Origin of the sequence: Methanosphaerula palustris E1-9c, from assembly GCF_000021965.1 — an archaeon.
Classification (GTDB): domain Archaea; phylum Halobacteriota; class Methanomicrobia; order Methanomicrobiales; family Methanospirillaceae; genus Methanosphaerula; species Methanosphaerula palustris.
This window is the reverse complement of sequence record NC_011832.1, coordinates 64,639-81,791: the sequence shown is the minus strand read 5'-3', so window position 1 is coordinate 81,791 and position 17,153 is coordinate 64,639. Positions and strand designations below refer to the sequence as shown.

Sequence of the window (17,153 nt, the reverse complement as noted above, 5' to 3'; positions counted from 1 at the left end):
GTGTGCAGGGAGGGGGCCCCTATCATGTATGAGCAGGGCTTCTCCGGATCCGGCGTCGATATGAAGAGAACGTTCGGCCTGCAGGACCTGGCCTCTCCCTGGATCACTCCCTCGGTTGATGAGTTATACGTAATCTATTATTGTTATATAAACACTGGCATTCCGATATACTCCGATGCGGGGAGATTTTGAATTAATGGCCATATTTTCAATTAATTGAGCGTTAAACCACGTATTTTCCATGAATCTGGGGTGGGATGATCGGCCGACAGGATCATTCCAGAAGATCTCACCAGCCACTCTGAGTTTGACCCGGATCAACCAGCGCAACCCCAGAGACCTCATGAGGGAGCTCAACAAATATTTGTGGTCGACCCCCCCACCTACTACTAATATGCGGATCATCAGCGCCCCGAACCTGGCACGTGCCCACGAACTGGCAGTGAAGACAGTCCTTGAGAAGGGATGGGTGCTCGGCACCGAGGACGGCGAGGCGACCATCGAGTGTGAGGAACTGGCTCTGCAGGTGGAGAACCCGACGACCGAACCGATGATCAGCACCGGATCACGGTTCCAGCGACGGTTCATGGAGAAGTACGCTGCCGATCTGCTGCACGGCTCGGACGGGATCTTCGAGTATGACTACCACGGTCGCCTCTTTAACTGGGGCGACCGGCTCGCCGCGGACGAAGCACCGGTCCAGGTCGACCAGATCGCGTATATCATCAGGAAGTTGCAGGAGGCTCCGGCTACCCGGCGGGCGCTGGCCATCACCTGGAATCCGGTCGTCGACGAGCAGGTCAAGGACTGTCCGTGTCTGCAGCTGGTCCAGTGCGTGATCAGGGACGGAGCCCTGCAGATGAAGGTGGTCTTCCGCTCCAACGACATGCTGACCGCATCAGGGGCCAACATGTTCGCGCTCGTCCACCTGCAGCTGATGATCGCGGAAGCACTCGGGGTCAGGATCGGGAGGTACACCCATATCGCCCTGGTACCACACGTCTACTTCACGCGCGACATGGATGATCTGAAAGCATTCTGCAACAGGGGAGAGCGTTTCCACCCGGTCCAGGAGGTCTGCTGCCGATGCAGAGGGTGCAATCGGGCAGCCCCAAAGCCGTCATCTTAATTAGGCACCGTGGCGAATAGAGTAAGGCTAGAAGCCCGGTAGTGTAGTGGTCAATCATGGGGGACTCTGGATCCCCCGACAGCAGTTCGAATCTGCTCCGGGCTATCGATTCGCTTTTTATCATCACTTCGCATCTACGGAACGTCTTCGATCATGGATAAAAAAAGAGGTGGAGATCACTGCAGCACGGATCAGAACTGCATGCTGATGAAGGCCTGCTCCTCTTCGCGCAGGTCCTCGGGAAGCCGGCTCTCCTGGTACGACGTCGCCGGGTCGTACTCGGGGTACAGGGCGCACTTGTCGAGCACGTCCACAAACTCGCGGAGGAAAACCCGCGGGATCACGTCGACCCTGCCGCCGAACTTGGCAGTCATCGACCGGATCATCCCCCGGATGAACCGGTGCGAGATCCGTTCCCGGTCCACCGGGCCGCAGGCAGCCGCATAGATATCAGCCACCCGCATGGCCACCTTCTCAAGTTTCTGCGCATCGAACGGAACCAGCACGATCTGGGCCTGATGCGGGTTCCGGTAGCCGTCCGAGGCCGGTAGACTGATCCGGTCGGCCAGCGGTGGGAGAGCCCGGATCCCCCGCGACCCCTCGAAGAACGCCGGCGTCCCGGTGAAGAGGAGATAACAGTGCTCCATCTCCCCCCGGTCCAGCCCGTCGACCAGCTGCCGGAGGTTGCCGTATCCCTTCTCGCGCTGCGCCCGGACGAGACCCTGCGTCGTCTCGACCTCGTCGAAGGCCACCGCCAGCCCGGCATACCCGGCGCTGCAGATGATGGAGACCAGTCCGCGGAGGAACGAGAGGGCGACCGAGTCGTCGACATCCCCCTTGATCCCGGCCTTCTGCCGGAATGTTCTGCCGACATTCGGCTCGCCGGCGATCCAGCCGAGGGCGGCCTGAGCGAGCGGGTACTCGGCTTTGTTGTTGGCCAGGTAGTAGGTCCTGACCGCCGCTGCGAGGGCACTGTTCTCGGCGCTGACTCCAGCCAGTGCCCCCTCGATCGCCCGAACTGTCTCGGCCTCCAGCACCTCGTCAGGGGTCTCTGTTCCCCTGACTGCGATCACCCGTTCCTCGATCCCGAAGAGCCAAGTGTCGATCAGGGTTTTTAAGGCCGGGCCGTCCGTCGGGAGGCGCATATTCGCACAGATCCGCTGGTACAGACTCCGCAACCGGTGGAGCGGGGTCTCTGCTGAGATCACCACATGGGCGGTCACGAACCCCTGTTCAGTGGCCAGTTCGAGGGCACGGGCGATCAGAAACGTCTTGCCAGCCCCGTAATCCCCCCGAATAAACTTCAGGTCTCCACCACCGCCGGCCACGTAGGTGAGCTGCTGCCGGATCACCCCTTCCTCGGCCTCAAGCCCTACTGCCAGCTCGGAAAGCCCCAGCGCAGGGACGGTCCCCCGTCGGAGCGCATTGATCATTGTGATACACTTTGACCGTTCCTGTTCACTGACAGCGGTCCCTGGTTCATCGTCCCACGTACTCATAGATCTCACCATTCTCCCCAACACCCTGTTTTGCAATGATCTCCACCCCGGCGGCGGCGGCCTTCCGGATCAGCCTGTTCACGATCCCCGAGACCCGCCGGGTTCCAAGCAACGTCCTGAGGTCCTGCTCCTCGGCACGGGTATGGGTGCGGAGGAACGCAACCACCTGCTCCTCGACCGGATCGAGATCGAGGTCTGGGCCGGACTCCTCCGGGCCGGCCTGGTCGACCACCTGCACCTCAGGTGCACGCTGCTCCCCGAGCACCGGGGTATCAGCAAGCGACTCCTCCTTGCACCGGACCAGCAGGGCAAAGAAGTCCCCGGGCTGCAGGGAACGGGGGTGGCCCGGCATCAGGTCGAGACCCCGGAGGCAGCACTCCTTGCACCGGGGGTACTGCCCCGCTTCGAACGCATCGGTGGCCGAGACCAGGAACGCGACCGCACAGAGTTCCCTGCCGGCCGAACTGAGCAGGTGCAGGGAGGCCTCGCAGCAGGCGATCAGTTTTTCAAGCAGCCGCGGGAGGCGGTACATGCCGTACCGCTGATCGAGGACCACCGCGGCCACCCGTTCCAGGTCGGCAACCCGGGTGAGGGTGCCGAGCAGGTAGAGCACCACCTTCTCACACTCGCGCTGATCTCCGGTGCCGATCAGAAACTCTGCATAGAGCAGCCCACCATTCAGGAAGTCAGCACGGTAGGCCCGGTAATACCAGGAACGTGCCTCGACCGGATCGTCGAGCGAGGTGTACAGGGCCGCCATGGCCAGCAGAGAGACCACATCCGCTCCGTCCCCGATCACGGCCCGAAACCGGACCAGCACTGTCTGCTGATCATACCTTACCATCAGGAACTCCCGGTACCGCCGGATCAGCAGGTCCAGGGTCTCGGGATCCTCCATCGACGAGAGTTCCTGTTTGATCACCGCAACGAACGCGGCCTCTGCCTCGTCCTTCCGGTCGAGGGCGGCCAGCAGCTCCGCCCTGACCAGATGATAGACCGGCGCTCCCGCCGAAGCGACCAGGGCTGTCGCCACCGACAAAGCCCCTTCCAGATCCCCTTTGGACCGGAGGAGGAGGAGATAGTCGAACCGGATCGCAGGGTCAGCCTCCTCATCGGCGTAGACCGCATATTCGGTCAGTGCCCTTGACTGATCGACCACCGCGAGGGCCGAGAGGTACTGATGCAGGTACCGCTGTTCTCCAGTCTTGCGGTACGCCTGCTCGGCGACCCGGAGAGCCTCAACCTGGTCATCGGTAGCCATCAGCGCCTCGATATACATATACCAGTCCCCTGCCGGAGGGTACCGGGCATACAGGTCCAGTGCCACCGCCCCGTTCCCCTGCTCGAGCAGCATCGAGGCGAGCGTCTTCACGTCCTCCTCACGGCCGGAGAGGCGGACCAGTTGGGAGAGAACCGGGACGGCCCCCGCCGTATCGTTCTTCCCGGCCAGGTAGGCACCGTAGGCCCGAAGTCCCTCCTGATTCTCAGGGTCCAGCCTGACAGCCTCGATGTACTCGGCGGTCGCCTCCTCATTGCCAGCCGCAGCCAGCACCTTGCCGAGGTACGAGTGGACGTACGAGGAGTCGGGGGTCAGGAGCGCGAGATCCCGAAACCGGGCCTCCGCCTCCTCGAGCGCGCCGAGGGAGAAGAGGTTGGTGGCCGCCAGCACATCGAGCGACTGGTCCTTTTCGTCCCGGGCCAGGACCGTGCAGAGGTCGAGCGACGCCTGGAACGCTCCCTCCTGATAGAGCGAGAACGCCCGCTTCTTCTCTTCCTCCCGCTTCATACGTTGCGCCCGGAGAACCTCAGTTTGACCAGACTCTCTGCCATATGAAACGCATCGCTCCCACCGACCTTGGAGCCACCATGATCTGCCCAGACGATCGGCACCTCGCTCACCCGGAATCCAGCCCTGGAGAGAAGCCAGAGGAGTTCGACGTCGAACTCAAACCCGGTCGAGATCATCTGGGGCAGCACCCTGATCAGGACCGACCGACGGAAAACCTTGGCCCCGCACTGGGTATCCTGGTAGTTCAGGTGAAAGAGGAGCCGTATCAGCAGGTTGAAGGCCCTGCTCTGAAGCCTCCGGAGCAGTCCCTGCGGTACTGCAAGAACCGCCCCTGGCACCCACCGCGAACCGATGGCACCGTCCACCTCATCGAGATGATCGAAGAGGCTGGCCATCTGGTCGGGGGCAGTGGACCCATCCGCATCCAGAAAACCAACATACGCCGTTTCAGCCGCCCTGATGCCGGCCAGCACCCCGCCCCCCTTGCCAAGCCGGTGATCGAACCGGAGGCAGGTGAGGGCCATCCCGGGATGGGCAGCCGCAAAGGTCTCGACCGTATCGGCCGTCCGGTCGGTGCCATCACAGACGACGATCACCCTCCAGTGGAACTGTTCCAGGCCGGCGAGGAGGGGAAGAACCCGGTCCTCCTCGTTGTAGGCAGGGATGACCACCGTGCAGGCTCGCTCATCCACCAGTGCAGACCTCAGGGGGTGCACCCTCTCGGATCAGGTCCTGCCGCTTCCCCGGCAGCAGGTCTCGCTGCTGATAGCCGCTCCATACTGAAGAAGAGTTGGCATGGTGACCTCATTAACATTATCGATGCGCCCGGTCAGATCTGATCACTGGTGCCGGTTCAGGTGCCGACTCAGTGTCGCGTCCTGGCTGTACTGACCGACGATCCGGAGGGCCTCGGCCCGGATGGCATTGTGGTCCTCTCTACAGATCTCCGGGGGCGCCTCCTTGCGGAGGATCGAAGAGGAGTTCTCGGTGATCTGAATCAGTTCTGTGGCGATGACGGCGTTCAGCCAGACGAGGTCGCCGAGCATCGCTTCGATCCTCTCCAGGGTGTCAGATTCCATGCATCTCTCTTTGCAGGCCGGCAGGTAAACCTTTTTTCCCCGTCCCCCTGAACCTGATCAGATGAACAATTACTGTACTGCACTGGAGCAGCAGGGGGCAAAGGCCAACCCGTTCTTCACCCTGATGGGAATCGAGGTCGTCGCGATGGAGGAAGGGCACGGCGAACTCTCGATGGTGGTCCGACCTGATATGCTGAACGGCGAGGGGTGGCTGCAGGGCGGTCTGTACACCGCACTCGCTGACGAGGCGATAGTGCTGGCCATCTACCCCGGGCTTCAGGAAAGGGAAGGGATAGCGACCATCTCGGCGACCACCGACTTCTTCCACGGGGTGAACGAAGGGACGATTGTGGCCAGGGGAAAGATCGTGAAGCGGGGAAGGAATGTGATCTTTGCCGAGGGGACGCTCATAGCCAGGGGTTCCGAGAAGGTGCTCTCCCGCACCACCGCAGCCTATGCAGTGACGAGACAGGCCCCTGCTGGAGAGGAACAGACCCGCTGATGCGAACACTAATTGAATATTAAAAGCATAGAGAGTACCCACTGGGAGACAGATCGTGAAGTACATCATAGTGACCGGCGGAGTGATGAGTGGCCTGGGGAAGGGGATCACAGCCGCATCCATCGGGCGTATCCTGAAGAATCGTGGGTATCGGGTCACGGCCGTCAAGATCGATCCGTACCTGAACATCGATGCAGGGACGATGAACCCTGCGCAGCACGGGGAGGTCTTCGTGCTGGGCGATGGGAGCGAGGTGGACCTGGACCTCGGCAACTACGAGCGGTTTCTGGACATCGAACTCTCAGGGCCGCACAACATCACGACCGGCAAGGTCTACCGGTCAGTGATCGAGAAGGAACGGCGCGGGGACTACCTCGGGGACACGGTCCAGATCATCCCACATATCACCGATGAGATCAAGTGCCGCATCGAGCAGGCCGCCACCGAGGGGGACGAGAACGGGGCGGCCGAGATCTGTCTGGTTGAAGTCGGAGGGACCGTCGGCGATATCGAATCGATGCCGTTCCTCGAAGCGGTCAGGCAGATGCGCGGCGAACTGCCCGAGGACGAGATGGTGCTGATCCATGTAACCCTGATCCCTGAGGACACGATGGGAGACATGAAGACCAAACCGACCCAGCACTCGGTGAAGGCGCTCCGTGAGGCCGGCCTCTATGCGGACATGATCGTCGGCAGGAGCGAGCACCCGATAGGGCTGCACACCAAGCGGAAGATCGCCTCGTTCTGCGACGTCGCCGCACAGGCCGTGGTCAGTGCCACCACCGTCCCCGATATCTACCAGGTGCCGGTGGAACTGGAGAAGGAGGGTCTGGCCGATGCGATCACCACGCACCTGCACCTCGATCGGCGGGAGGCTCTGGAGGAATGGTACAACGTGGTCGCCCGGGAGTACACCTCGCGGATCACCGTGGCCATCGTCTCCAAGTACGGGATCGAGGACGTCTACCTCTCGATCAAGGAGGCGCTGAAGCATGCCGGCAGGGCGCTCGCCACCGAGGTGAAGATCGTCTGGCTGGACGCCGAACGCTACGAGCCCTGCCAGCTGGCCGATGTGGACGGGATCCTGATCCCCGGGGGGTTCGGGATCCGCGGGATTGAAGGGAAGATCAGGGCGATTCAGTATGCACGAGAGCATAACATTCCCTTCCTCGGCCTCTGCCTCGGATTCCAACTGGCCGTGGTCGAGTTTGCGCGGCACGTGCTCGGCTGGAAGGATGCCTGCTCTGAGGAGATCGGGGACGGACGGCATGTGATCGCCATTCTCCCCGAGCAGGAAGGGGTCGACGACCTGGGCGGGACGATGCGACTCGGGAACTACCCGGTGACGGTCAAGGCCGGGACGATCGCAGAACAACTGTACCGGCGGAGCACCATCACTGAGCGGCACCGGCACCGGTACGAGGTGAACCCTGAGGAGATATCAGCCCTCGAAGAGGCAGGGCTGGTCTTCTCCGGGCTGAACGGTCCACGGATGGAGATCTGCGAGCTTCCCGGCCATCCGTTCTTCTTTGCCACTCAGTTCCACCCCGAATTCCGATCCCGGCCGACCAGGCCGGCGCCGGCGTTTCTCGGTTTTGTCAGTGCGTGCAGAAAGAACAAAAAGACTCCATAAGAATGCGGAGAAGCATACAATGGTCAATACAGAGAGATTTATTCAACAGGCCGTCAGCGAGATCAGAGAACTGACCGCGGATGCCAGGGTCGTGATGGCCCTCTCAGGCGGGGTGGACTCCTCGGTCTGTGCAGCCCTGGCCGCACAGGCGATCGGGGAACGGCTCGAACCGATCTATGTCGATACCGGGCTGATGCGCAAAGGAGAGACCGACCGGATCCGCCACCTCTTCGGCCACCTGAACCTCCGAATCGTCGACGCATCCGATGAATTCCTCGACGCCCTGGCCGGGGTAGCCGACCCGGAGACGAAACGGAAGATCATCGGCGAACGGTTCATCAGGGTCTTCGAGCGGGAGGCCGAGAAGACCGGGGCGACGGTGCTGCTGCAGGGAACGATCTATCCCGACCGAATCGAGAGCGAGGGCGGGATCAAGAGCCACCACAATGTCGGCGGGATGCCGCTCGGGATCGCTTTCACCCAAGTGCTCGAGCCGCTCCGCGACCTCTACAAGGACGAGGTGCGGGAGGTGGCCGGCGCACTCGGGCTGCCGCGGGAGATCCAGCACCGGATGCCGTTCCCGGGCCCGGGACTCGCTGTCAGAATCATCGGCGAGGTGACCCGCGAGAAGGTCGCGGTGATCCGTGAGGCGAACGCGATCACAGAGGAGGAACTGGTCGAGGAGTTCCGCCCATGGCAGTGCCTGGCGGCGCTGGTCGGACTCGGGACCGGGGTCAAGGGGGACATCAGGCTCCACGGCTGGATTGTGGCGGTCAGGGCGGTCAACTCCCGCGACGGGATGACCGCCGACCCGCTCGAAGTGCCGTACCCGGTCCTCTTTAAGATAGCATCCCGGATCACGGCCGAGATCCCTTCGGTCGCGAGGGTTGTCTACGACGTGACCCCCAAACCCCCGGCAACGATCGAGTACGAGTGAACGAAAAAACTGGTGAACAAGGATGATTACAGAGGATTACAAAGCTCTCGACGCACGCTACTATATGCCTGCCAACACCCGCGATATGATGCTGGTGCGGGGCAGGGGCTCGAGGGTCTGGGACGACAAGGGAAACGAATACATCGACTGCGTGGCAGGGATTGCCGTCTGCTCCACCGGCCACTGCCACCCGGCTGTGGTCAAGGCGATCTGTGATCAGGCACAGGAGCTGATCCACTGCTCGAACCTGTATTACGTACCGCACCAGGCAGAACTGGCAGAGCGGCTGGTCGGGATCACCGGCTTCGCCAAGGCCTTCTTCTCGAACTCGGGGGCAGAAGCGAATGAGGGAGCCCTGAAACTCGCACGGATCAGTACCGGAAAGAAGAAGTTCATCGCGTTCAACCATGGGTTCCACGGGAGGACAATGGGGGCGCTCTCGGTCACCTACAAGCCTGCGATTCGGGAGCCCTTCCTGCCCCTCGAACCGGCCTGCACCTTTGTCGACTACGGCGATCTGGATGGGTTGATGGCGGCGGTCGATGATCAGACAGCCGGCGTGATCGTCGAGCCGATCCAGGGGGAGGCCGGGGTGCTGATCCCACCGGACTCGTTCTTCGAGGGGATCCGGGAGTGCTGCGATGAGCACGACGCCCTGATGATCGTCGACGAGGTCCAGACCGGGATGGGAAGGACCGGAAAATGGCTCGGGATCGAGCATACCGGCGTAAAGCCCGATATCGTGACCCTCGCAAAGGGGATTGCAAGTGGGTTCCCGATGGGGGCCCTCGTCGCCAGGGATGGCCTCGAGTTTAAGAAGGGAGAGCACGGCTCCACCTTCTCGGGCGGACCGATCGCCTGTGCGGCAGCCCTGGCCACCATCGATGTGATCGAAGCGGTACTGCCGGACGTGCCGGCCAAAGGCGAGCAGTTCCACAAGGCGCTCGCAGCCTACAACCCCCGGTCGCGGGGGCTGATGATCGGAGTCACCCTCGGGGATCGGTGCGCCGAGGTCAGGGATACCTGCAGAGAGCACGGGGTGCTGATCAACTGCGCCGCGGACGGTAACCTCCGGCTGGTGCCGCCGCTGGTGATCACCCCGGAGGAGATCGAGACAGCGACCGGAGTACTCCGTGCAGCCATCGATTAGATCCTATCTCAGGACCGGTCCCGGGTATGTCTACGCTGCACACTCTGGGACAGCCAGGGAAACGGGCCGGATCGCCTGCCTCGCCTCCAATGAGAATCCGTTCCCGCCGTCAGAAGCAGCGATAGCTGCAGGTGCTGCGGCTCTTGCGACCGTGAACCGGTACCCTGACGACAGGATGACCGATCTGACCGAGGCGCTGAAACGTCTCCACGGGGATCACACCTTCGTCGTCGGCAACGGGATGGACGGGATCATCGAGACCGTCCTCCGGTGCTTTATAGGGCATGGGGACCGGGTCGTCGTCTCGACCCCAACCTTCTCGTTCTACGGGATCGCCGCAGCCGGGCAGGGAGCGATCGTCGAGAACATCCAGCGAAAGGAGGACTTTACGGTCGACATCCCGGCCTTCACCCGGGCCTGTACGGGCGCAAAGGTCGCGTTCCTCTGTACCCCAAACAACCCGACCGGTACGGTGACGACGCCGGCAGAGGTGCGGAAGGTGCTCGATGGGATCGGCGACTGCATGCTCTTCCTCGACAATGCCTACGTGGACTTTGCCCGGGACGACTACCGCCCGCTGATGGGGGAGTATGAGAACCTGATCATCGGCAGGACGATGTCCAAGATCTTCGGGCTGGCCGGCCTACGGGTGGGCTATGCGTTCATCCCGGCCTGGCTGGAACCATTCTATATGAAGGCCGCGACCCCGTTCTCCGGGATCTCGTCGGTCTCGGCTGCCGCCGCGGTGGCGGCCCTTGCCGACCGGGAGCATCGGGAGAGAACGCTGGCACATATGCTCGAATGGCGGGAGCGAGTCCGCTCGGCGGTCAGATTCCCGGTGCTACCATCAGAGGCGAACTTTCTGATGATCGATGTGGCCCCCCACACCGCAGACGATGTCGTTGCCACCCTGGCAGGCAGGGGAGTACTGATCCGGTCGTGCCGGTCGTTCCCCGGCCTCGGCGACCACTATGTCCGGGTCTCGATCGGGGATGCATGGGAGAACGAACGTTTTATCGAAGAGATCAACAGAATATGACCTGTGGAATCACCGGGACCCCGGGAACGGGGAAGAGTGTGGTCAGTGGGGTGCTGCAGAGCCGCGGGTATCAGGTGATCCGGCAGAACGATACGATGGAGCCGTTCCTCACCGGCAGGGACGAGGAACGTGATGCCCGGATCGTCGACGCCGATGCCTGGGCTGACAGGTATACACCGACCGCCCCGTTCATCGAGGGACACCTCGTCCATCTCCTCGCCGTTGACCGCATTGTGGTGCTCAGGTGCCGGCCCGACCGGCTCAGCGTCAGGCTGGAAAGCCGGGGGTACAGTGCCGAAAAGATCCGGGAGAACTGCGAGGCCGAAGCGATGGACCTGATCCTCTCCGAGGCCTACGATATTCATGGAGAGGAGAACCTGCTGGAGATCGATACCACCGACCGTTCACCAGAGGACTGCGCCGACCTGATCGAGGGGTTCGTCAACGGAACGGTCCCCCCGTCCTGCGGATCGATCGACTGGTCGACGATGCTCGGAGACCTGCTATGACCCTCGACTCCTACCGCCCGCATGTGGCCCGTTTCTTCCCCCCGTTCGTCGCCCTGGCGCAGAGACTGCACCTGACCCCCAACGCCCTGACGATCCTCTCGTTCTTTGCGGCCGGCGGAGCGGGGGTCGCATTCTATAAAGGTTCACTCGGCCTTGGAGTGGTGATGGTCGCCCTGAACGCCGTCTTCGATGCGCTGGACGGGGCGGTGGCCAGGGCCGGTAGCCTTCAGTCCAAGAAAGGGGACTTCCTCGACCACGCCGTCGACCGGTACGCCGACATCTTCATCATCACCGGTATCTTCGCGGGCGGTGCGGTCTCCTGGCAGATCGGGGTCTTCGCCCTGACCGGGGTGCTGATGTCGTCATACTTAGGTACCCAGGCCCAGGCCGTCGGAGTCGGGCGGTACTACGGCGGGCTGCTCGGCCGGGCCGACCGGCTCGTGCTGGTGATCCTGGCCGGGATCCTCGGTATGATCTTCCCGGGTCAGTACTTTGGGCTGACCCAGCTCGGCTGGGTACTCGGCCTCTTTGGGGTGCTCGGTCACTACACTGCCTACCAACGGTTCCGGTTCGTCTGGAAGCAACTGTGAACAATAGAATTAAAATTAAATAAGTGGGAATTACGGGCTGACCCGAAATATCCCTATTTTAGAGAGTACCCTGACGATATCAGGTTCCACTGGTCAAACACAGGATTGCCGGTTCTTCCAGGTGGTATGCATCTCATAGATCACCAGCAGGAGAAGGGTGACTGCCGCTGCAATGATCAACGCCGGGATGATACCACTATCTGTCAGAACTGCTGTCGGGACCGTTGAACCCGGCTGAATCGATCCGGATAGTTGCAGAGGAACCGCTGGCAGATCTACAAACGGCTGGACCAGCGCAACACCAAATACACTGATAAAGATCCCAAGGGCTGTGCAGTATTTCGTCAGAGCCCTTCGGACCTCCGCAAGACAGGTCATCTTTGGAGCGACGATGAAGACCTGGTTCTTCAATCGGTAGATCTTGACTTTCTTCCCTTTCACACTGTACCGGGTATCGGAGATCTCCAGGATTCCAGCATTCATAAGGTTTTCAATATGATATTTTGCAGTATTTAAGGAAATATCCAGCCGTTCAGCAATAATGGAGAGCCGGAGCGGCCCTTCCAGTGAGAGGAGCTGAACGACGTCCCCGGCATTCTGGTGAGCCATCGCCTTTACAATATTCTGGGCTCTCTCCTCCCCTGGCTCAAGAAAGATCACCTTTTCCGTCATATCGGCAGGTTCATCAATTGCCGAAAATTCATCAGTACCATCGGCATATCTCCCGGTACCGAATGAAAACCCCGATCTTCGCTGGACAATGCCTCCCCCGTCCCTTACTTCATCCATAATTAAACTCCATACCATATCTGCATTCATCACCCAACCGACAGGTCCACACCCGGCCCTCTTCTGTCAGGGACTTATCAGGTGATGAACCGTTGAATGATGCAAGGCATACGCTCATATCGATGACAGTGCCGGCGGGTCGGTCATCGACCACACCAGCCATTACATTGATTCTTAATCTTGTTGTGAATTCATAAATACCCGCTGATAACTGAAAAAAAAATTTCACTCATCAGATCCGGGCGTTTCAATGTCGTCTCGACACCATCCACCCCTGATCTTATTATCTGTAAAAACCTGATATCTGTGAGAGAGAGATCCACACGCCAGTCACGGCGCTGTTTCACAGCAGGGTCGGATTCTGTCTGAAGAGATTCCCCGTTTGCAGGAGAACTGATATGGAGATCATCCTTGTAGCCGCCTACCTTCTGCCTATCCTTTTTCTTATAGCGTTTATAGGCTACCGTGGTAAAAAATTCATGATCTATCTCCTCTGGGGTATTGTAGCAACCATACCGGTAAACCTTCTTTTTCCGATATTTTCCCCTGCATTTCCCACACTCCCCTACTCCCTTACGGTATCCCCTCTCGTGGAAGAATTTTTCAAGGCACTTCCGATCATCATTCCAGTTATCATGGGTGTAAAGAACAGCGACGAAGATCTGCTGACCTATGCGATGGCTGCAGGCATTGGATTCTCCATCATTGAAACCTGGACTGTCATCGATCCCAGTGCCCTCCAGCTCACGCTCGTACCTGTTTTGAGTATCCTCGCCCGGTCGTTTTCAACCTCCCTGATGCATGGGTGCACATGCGGGATCATCGGGTATGGCATTGTCCTTATCAAAAATTTTGACCGTGGAGCGCTTCCGATCCTCTTGTTCGGGTTTTATACGCTTGCCGTAACAATCCACGCGATCTTCAACCTGTTATCAGAACATTACCAGTTGATCGGCACCATCATCGATCTCATCTTCCCGGTGGTCTTGTTCTTCTTTCTGCTCACCTGCTACCATGTGAACCTGCCAATCCTGTTTAAAAAGACTGATTCCCTGTAATGGATCCCCTGTCATCTGGCAGTGATCGATTTCACATCGCCCTGATACGATCCCCGTAGAAATTCAGTTCTTTTGGGAATTGATATACCTGAAAATCCCCAGTTGAATCAGAAGGAAGGAGAGGATAAAGAGCGGCCCGACAATACTCAAAAGATCATACGCGGTCAGATGGTTTGCGGTGAAAGGTATCGCTCCAACCCTTTCGGCGTACGTAATAACGACAGTATCTCTGAGTCCATCAAGGATAGAGGCAGAACTCCACAGGCAGATGCCCGGCCAGAGCAGGGGATGCTGATCAACGCCATGGTCCAACGCGCCATCCATGAACAGTGTCAGAATCAGAAGACGGAATATAAACAGGGCCGTGTTCAGGGTCACACCAGATATCCCCAGAACCAGTAGAGCAATGAACAAAAAAAGGGACCCCATCACGATTCGTGATGAAACCGGGCGGGGTTTCTGTGGGAATTCGATGCGGAATGCAACGATAAAAAAGAGCATGAATCCTATAAATCCCAGTTCAGATATGGTAAAGAATACATTCTGTCTCCCGAGCACGATCGAGTACAGGTACCAGAACGTGTTGGAGAGTGCATATTCACCAAAAGCAAATGCAGCAAGTACGATAATGATTCGTTCCGACCAGGCGCGATAGGCATACAGGCAGGATATCATGCAGATGAGGGCAACGCCCACCTCAAGGAAATTACCATAAAACCGGTATATCTCCAGGGGAATAAACACGATCAGGGCACAAAAGGGGATAGTAAGAAGAACCATGCCCCATAAGAGGTGGATCACGCTGCCGGGGATAACCCTGTTCTTTTGAGGTTCTCCTGTCCCCGGGTACATATCAGCAGGATCTTCCCTTTTCGTGGTATAAATGTGCAGGTTGTGATCTGGAGAGAGAAGGTCCTTTTCGCTGGCACAGAGAGACGGATCATTTCGATGCGAACCCGACAAGCGTTTGAGAGAAGAGCGTATCTTCAAAAGTGGATCGACTACAAGGAGGTGGTGCCAGGTCAGACCCCAGGTTGCGGATCTGTCCGGCATCGCAAATAGATAGGTGATTCTGAGTCTCACATTCCCTTCAGACCTTCAGCAGCATCACATCCTTCTTCCTGTTGATGATGAGAGAGGGGCATCCACACATCCACCCTCACTTGTCATCAGGTATCATCCTCGATCGATGGACTGCCGGCGCTGTTCGGTGGTCATGCTCCTGGTGCTGGCGCCTCCACTCTATTGAAAGTGTCGACGGCGGTGTTGTATTCACCAGAATGAAATGCTGAACGCTCACATTGGAGGAGATCTATTGGCTCTGACAATTCCATGATGATCGCGACCAAGATACCAGTCTGTTCTCTCTGACCTCACTGTCGATCACCACATTTGACGTCCTATCAATGAAACCCAGAGCACCCTGACAATCCTTGAAAGTACCCGCCAGCACAGAGGTGCCCGGATCCGTAATCATGTACGGCGGAGGTCGGAAATCCGTTTCGGCACTGACCGATCCAACTGAGGTCGGGATATCAGCAAGCATCAGGGCCCCTGATATGAGATACTGTGATCCGATCTTCATTTTTCACTCTTCTCCAGCATTGTGCTCATACCAGGATATCGACAGCCCCCTTGGAAGAGGGCATGGTGATCGGGCTGAATACACAATTTTTCAGCGTATATCCGTGACACCACGACTCCCATCAACATCCCGGGAATCACCGTGTCACAGGTAATCATACACGAGAAGAGAGATAAGTCCGGCGTTGAGTGAAAAAATAATTGCAGTTATTCGTTCAGTCTACCAGTTTCACATTGAAATGGTTCTGAAATCTCTCATCTCAGATCTGGTCGACTGCAGGGAACTTCAGCAGAAGGTCCTGGTTCCTGCCTGGTGAAAAAGCGTGTTGCGGTGACTGTCGGCTGGCAGTTCGTGCTGTCAAAAGATCCATCTCCGTCGACATCAGGCATCATCCGGACGTTACTGCAGATACATCGTCAGGTAGCGTTCTTCAGCAGTTCAGCAGGAGGACGTTTCTATGCGAGCCCTGCGAAGCGGGGTGCGCTCCTGCTGATGGCAGCGTGTTTTACAGGAATCAGATTCTCTAAACAGAATTGACCAGAAGGAGGTGATACCTGACCGGAGTCCCGGGTTACGGGACCGGCCGGCATCGCAAATATGAGAATGGTAGTACTTCTATGTTCTCATCAGGCCTTCAGTGGCATCACGTCCTTGTTCAGGTTGTTGATGATATAGGGTGTATCTACGAATCCATCCCCATTGTCGTCGGACTTAATCTGTGAAAATCCGGTATCATCCGGCATCATCCAGGCGTTACCGCCGATCGAATCTCCCCCAACGATGTTCCTTCCAAGAGTGGGCAGGTACCAGGTGTTGGCGGTGTTGGTCGCCTTCACATTGTTGAAGGTGTTGAAGAGGTTGTTGTAGATTGCATTTCCGCTCGATCCGTCGATCTTAATCCCGATATTCTCGGCATCTTCGGGATCGGTGGTTGCTAAAACTTTGTTCCCCTTGATCGTCGCAGTGGTCGAACCACCGTTCAGCTGCATTGCAAGCTTCTCGGAGTTGAAGGTGTTTGTAAGGATACCTGTTTCAGTTGATCCGGATTCTGCTGTGATCCCGACCCCTGTATCCTTGGTGAAGGTATTGTAATTGATTGTAGTATGGGTGGTCGATTTGAGGGTTACACTTTTGACGTTGTCCATGAATTCGTTCTTCGTAATAACAGAGTCCTTGACCCTGTCGAAGACGATACCAGTGGCAAACCCGCTAATTTTGAAATTCTGAATTTTCACATTGTGGGGCGTGTACAGGACTCCACACTTCATGTAACTCGAGACCTTGATACCAATGGAGTTGGAATCCAATTTGTCCACTGCACTGAATTCAAGGTTTTGTCCATCTATCGTCACATCTGAGGACATGACAGTGATACCCACGGAACCCTTGTAGTCATGGGAATAATCTCCCAGGACATAGTTTCCTGGAGATGTAATCGTGTACGGGAGACTGTTTATCTTTGTCTCGGCACTGACTGATCCTATCAGGGTCAGAGATATCAGCAGGAGCATCAAAACCCCTGACATAAGATACTTCGATCTGAACTTCATTCTTTCACCATTGTTAACTTCTCTGCCATTGTGATCAGACCTGGATACACCGGTCCCATTGTAACCGGGTATGTACCAGGTTGAATGGGCAGGCTTTCATGTTCGCATCTGTGACACCAGTACATCCGCTCTTATCAGGGAGAGCACGGTGTCGTAGTTAATCATACACAGAGAAGAGACATAAGTGCGGCGTTGAGTGAAAAAATAATTGCAGTTATTCGTCTGGTTACCTTATTCCGCATTGATATAGCCTCAGAATGGGAAGGAGAGTATCTCCCCACCGTCATCTGTTCAGGAATGCCTGCCCCCTTTCCC

Annotated in this window: 16 protein-coding genes and 1 tRNA gene; 10 read left to right on the top strand and 7 right to left on the bottom strand. The window is 58.2% G+C overall.

Annotated features, from left to right (window positions below):
* Window positions 1-394 precede the first annotated feature (394 nt).
* A complete protein-coding gene (locus MPAL_RS00395) occupies window positions 395-1,129 on the top strand; it encodes a thymidylate synthase (RefSeq protein ID WP_012616789.1) in 735 nt (244 codons plus the stop codon).
* A gap of 32 nt (window positions 1,130-1,161) precedes the next feature.
* Window positions 1,162-1,234 (top strand) — tRNA-Gln (locus MPAL_RS00390).
* Window positions 1,235-1,320: 86 nt separating this feature from the next.
* Here MPAL_RS00390 and brxD read toward each other — a convergent pair.
* The 4 genes from brxD to MPAL_RS00370 form a co-directional block, all read right to left on the bottom strand.
* Window positions 1,321-2,628, bottom strand: coding sequence for a BREX system ATP-binding protein BrxD (brxD, locus tag MPAL_RS00385; protein WP_012616788.1), 1,308 nt, complete (start codon window positions 2,626-2,628; stop codon window positions 1,321-1,323).
* Window positions 2,609-4,414 carry a tetratricopeptide repeat protein gene (locus MPAL_RS00380; RefSeq protein WP_012616787.1) on the bottom strand — a complete coding sequence of 602 codons (1,806 nt, stop codon included), beginning with the start codon at window positions 4,412-4,414 and terminating at the stop codon, window positions 2,609-2,611. Before MPAL_RS00380 ends, brxD begins: the two co-directional genes overlap by 20 nt.
* A complete protein-coding gene (locus MPAL_RS00375; RefSeq protein ID WP_012616786.1) occupies window positions 4,411-5,109 on the bottom strand; it encodes a dolichyl-phosphate beta-glucosyltransferase in 699 nt (232 codons plus the stop codon). The genes MPAL_RS00380 and MPAL_RS00375 overlap by 4 nt, the downstream gene beginning before the upstream one ends.
* Window positions 5,110-5,256: 147 nt before the next feature.
* The gene (locus MPAL_RS00370; RefSeq protein ID WP_012616785.1) at window positions 5,257-5,496 is read right to left on the bottom strand and encodes a hypothetical protein; all 240 of its coding nucleotides are present in this window, start codon (window positions 5,494-5,496) and stop codon (window positions 5,257-5,259) included.
* Window positions 5,497-5,557: 61 nt separating this feature from the next.
* Between MPAL_RS00370 and MPAL_RS00365 the strand changes: the two genes are divergently transcribed.
* Genes MPAL_RS00365 through MPAL_RS00335 form a run of 7 tightly spaced genes read left to right on the top strand, consistent with a single transcriptional unit; the run spans window position 5,558 to window position 11,856 of the window.
* A complete protein-coding gene (locus tag MPAL_RS00365; RefSeq protein WP_012616784.1) occupies window positions 5,558-5,998 on the top strand; it encodes a PaaI family thioesterase in 441 nt (146 codons plus the stop codon).
* 55 nt (window positions 5,999-6,053) lie between these two features.
* Window positions 6,054-7,631 carry a CTP synthase gene (locus MPAL_RS00360; RefSeq protein WP_012616783.1) on the top strand — a complete coding sequence of 526 codons (1,578 nt, stop codon included), beginning with the start codon at window positions 6,054-6,056 and terminating at the stop codon, window positions 7,629-7,631.
* 19 nt (window positions 7,632-7,650) lie between these two features.
* A complete protein-coding gene (gene guaA / locus MPAL_RS00355) occupies window positions 7,651-8,568 on the top strand; it encodes a glutamine-hydrolyzing GMP synthase (RefSeq protein WP_012616782.1) in 918 nt (305 codons plus the stop codon).
* Between the two features lie 22 nt (window positions 8,569-8,590).
* Window positions 8,591-9,718: an aspartate aminotransferase family protein gene (locus MPAL_RS00350; protein ID WP_012616781.1), complete on the top strand. Its 1,128-nt coding sequence runs from the start codon at window positions 8,591-8,593 to the stop codon at window positions 9,716-9,718.
* The gene (locus MPAL_RS00345) at window positions 9,702-10,757 is read left to right on the top strand and encodes a pyridoxal phosphate-dependent aminotransferase (protein WP_012616780.1); all 1,056 of its coding nucleotides are present in this window, start codon (window positions 9,702-9,704) and stop codon (window positions 10,755-10,757) included. The genes MPAL_RS00350 and MPAL_RS00345 overlap by 17 nt, the downstream gene beginning before the upstream one ends.
* Window positions 10,754-11,266 carry an adenylate kinase family protein gene (locus MPAL_RS00340; protein ID WP_012616779.1) on the top strand — a complete coding sequence of 171 codons (513 nt, stop codon included), beginning with the start codon at window positions 10,754-10,756 and terminating at the stop codon, window positions 11,264-11,266. The genes MPAL_RS00345 and MPAL_RS00340 overlap by 4 nt, the downstream gene beginning before the upstream one ends.
* Window positions 11,263-11,856 carry a CDP-alcohol phosphatidyltransferase family protein gene (locus MPAL_RS00335; RefSeq protein ID WP_012616778.1) on the top strand — a complete coding sequence of 198 codons (594 nt, stop codon included), beginning with the start codon at window positions 11,263-11,265 and terminating at the stop codon, window positions 11,854-11,856. The genes MPAL_RS00340 and MPAL_RS00335 overlap by 4 nt, the downstream gene beginning before the upstream one ends.
* A gap of 93 nt (window positions 11,857-11,949) precedes the next feature.
* Here the strand turns inward: MPAL_RS00335 and MPAL_RS00330 are convergent, their stop codons facing one another.
* Window positions 11,950-12,645, bottom strand: coding sequence for an ArsR/SmtB family transcription factor (locus MPAL_RS00330; protein ID WP_148208082.1), 696 nt, complete (start codon window positions 12,643-12,645; stop codon window positions 11,950-11,952).
* Between the two features lie 398 nt (window positions 12,646-13,043).
* Between MPAL_RS00330 and MPAL_RS00325 the strand changes: the two genes are divergently transcribed.
* On the top strand, window positions 13,044-13,703 hold the full coding sequence (locus tag MPAL_RS00325; protein WP_012616776.1) for a PrsW family glutamic-type intramembrane protease: 660 nt from the start codon (window positions 13,044-13,046) through the stop codon (window positions 13,701-13,703).
* Window positions 13,704-13,766: 63 nt separating this feature from the next.
* Here MPAL_RS00325 and MPAL_RS00320 read toward each other — a convergent pair whose 3' ends face one another.
* Window positions 13,767-14,786: a hypothetical protein gene (locus tag MPAL_RS00320; protein ID WP_148208081.1), complete on the bottom strand. Its 1,020-nt coding sequence runs from the start codon at window positions 14,784-14,786 to the stop codon at window positions 13,767-13,769.
* Window positions 14,787-15,914: 1,128 nt separating this feature from the next.
* Window positions 15,915-16,799, bottom strand: a complete 885-nt coding sequence (locus tag MPAL_RS00310; protein WP_012616773.1) for a NosD domain-containing protein — start codon at window positions 16,797-16,799, stop codon at window positions 15,915-15,917.
* Window positions 16,800-17,153 lie beyond the last annotated feature (354 nt).

What these genes read in the sequence shown, in the direction of transcription:
- MPAL_RS00395 (WP_012616789.1), top strand. Translation starts at nt 395, where the DNA reads ATGCGGATCATCAGCGCCCCGAACCTGGCACGTGCCCACGAACTGGCA.
- brxD (WP_012616788.1), bottom strand. Translation starts at nt 2,628, where the DNA reads ATGAGTACGTGGGACGATGAACCAGGGACCGCTGTCAGTGAACAGGAA.
- MPAL_RS00380 (WP_012616787.1), bottom strand. Translation starts at nt 4,414, where the DNA reads ATGAAGCGGGAGGAAGAGAAGAAGCGGGCGTTCTCGCTCTATCAGGAG.
- MPAL_RS00370 (WP_012616785.1), bottom strand. Translation starts at nt 5,496, where the DNA reads ATGGAATCTGACACCCTGGAGAGGATCGAAGCGATGCTCGGCGACCTC.
- MPAL_RS00365 (WP_012616784.1), top strand. Translation starts at nt 5,558, where the DNA reads ATGAACAATTACTGTACTGCACTGGAGCAGCAGGGGGCAAAGGCCAAC.
- guaA (WP_012616782.1), top strand. Translation starts at nt 7,651, where the DNA reads ATGGTCAATACAGAGAGATTTATTCAACAGGCCGTCAGCGAGATCAGA.
- MPAL_RS00350 (WP_012616781.1), top strand. Translation starts at nt 8,591, where the DNA reads ATGATTACAGAGGATTACAAAGCTCTCGACGCACGCTACTATATGCCT.
- MPAL_RS00340 (WP_012616779.1), top strand. Translation starts at nt 10,754, where the DNA reads ATGACCTGTGGAATCACCGGGACCCCGGGAACGGGGAAGAGTGTGGTC.
- MPAL_RS00335 (WP_012616778.1), top strand. Translation starts at nt 11,263, where the DNA reads ATGACCCTCGACTCCTACCGCCCGCATGTGGCCCGTTTCTTCCCCCCG.
- MPAL_RS00330 (WP_148208082.1), bottom strand. Translation starts at nt 12,645, where the DNA reads ATGGATGAAGTAAGGGACGGGGGAGGCATTGTCCAGCGAAGATCGGGG.
- MPAL_RS00325 (WP_012616776.1), top strand. Translation starts at nt 13,044, where the DNA reads ATGGAGATCATCCTTGTAGCCGCCTACCTTCTGCCTATCCTTTTTCTT.
- MPAL_RS00310 (WP_012616773.1), bottom strand. Translation starts at nt 16,799, where the DNA reads ATGCTCCTGCTGATATCTCTGACCCTGATAGGATCAGTCAGTGCCGAG.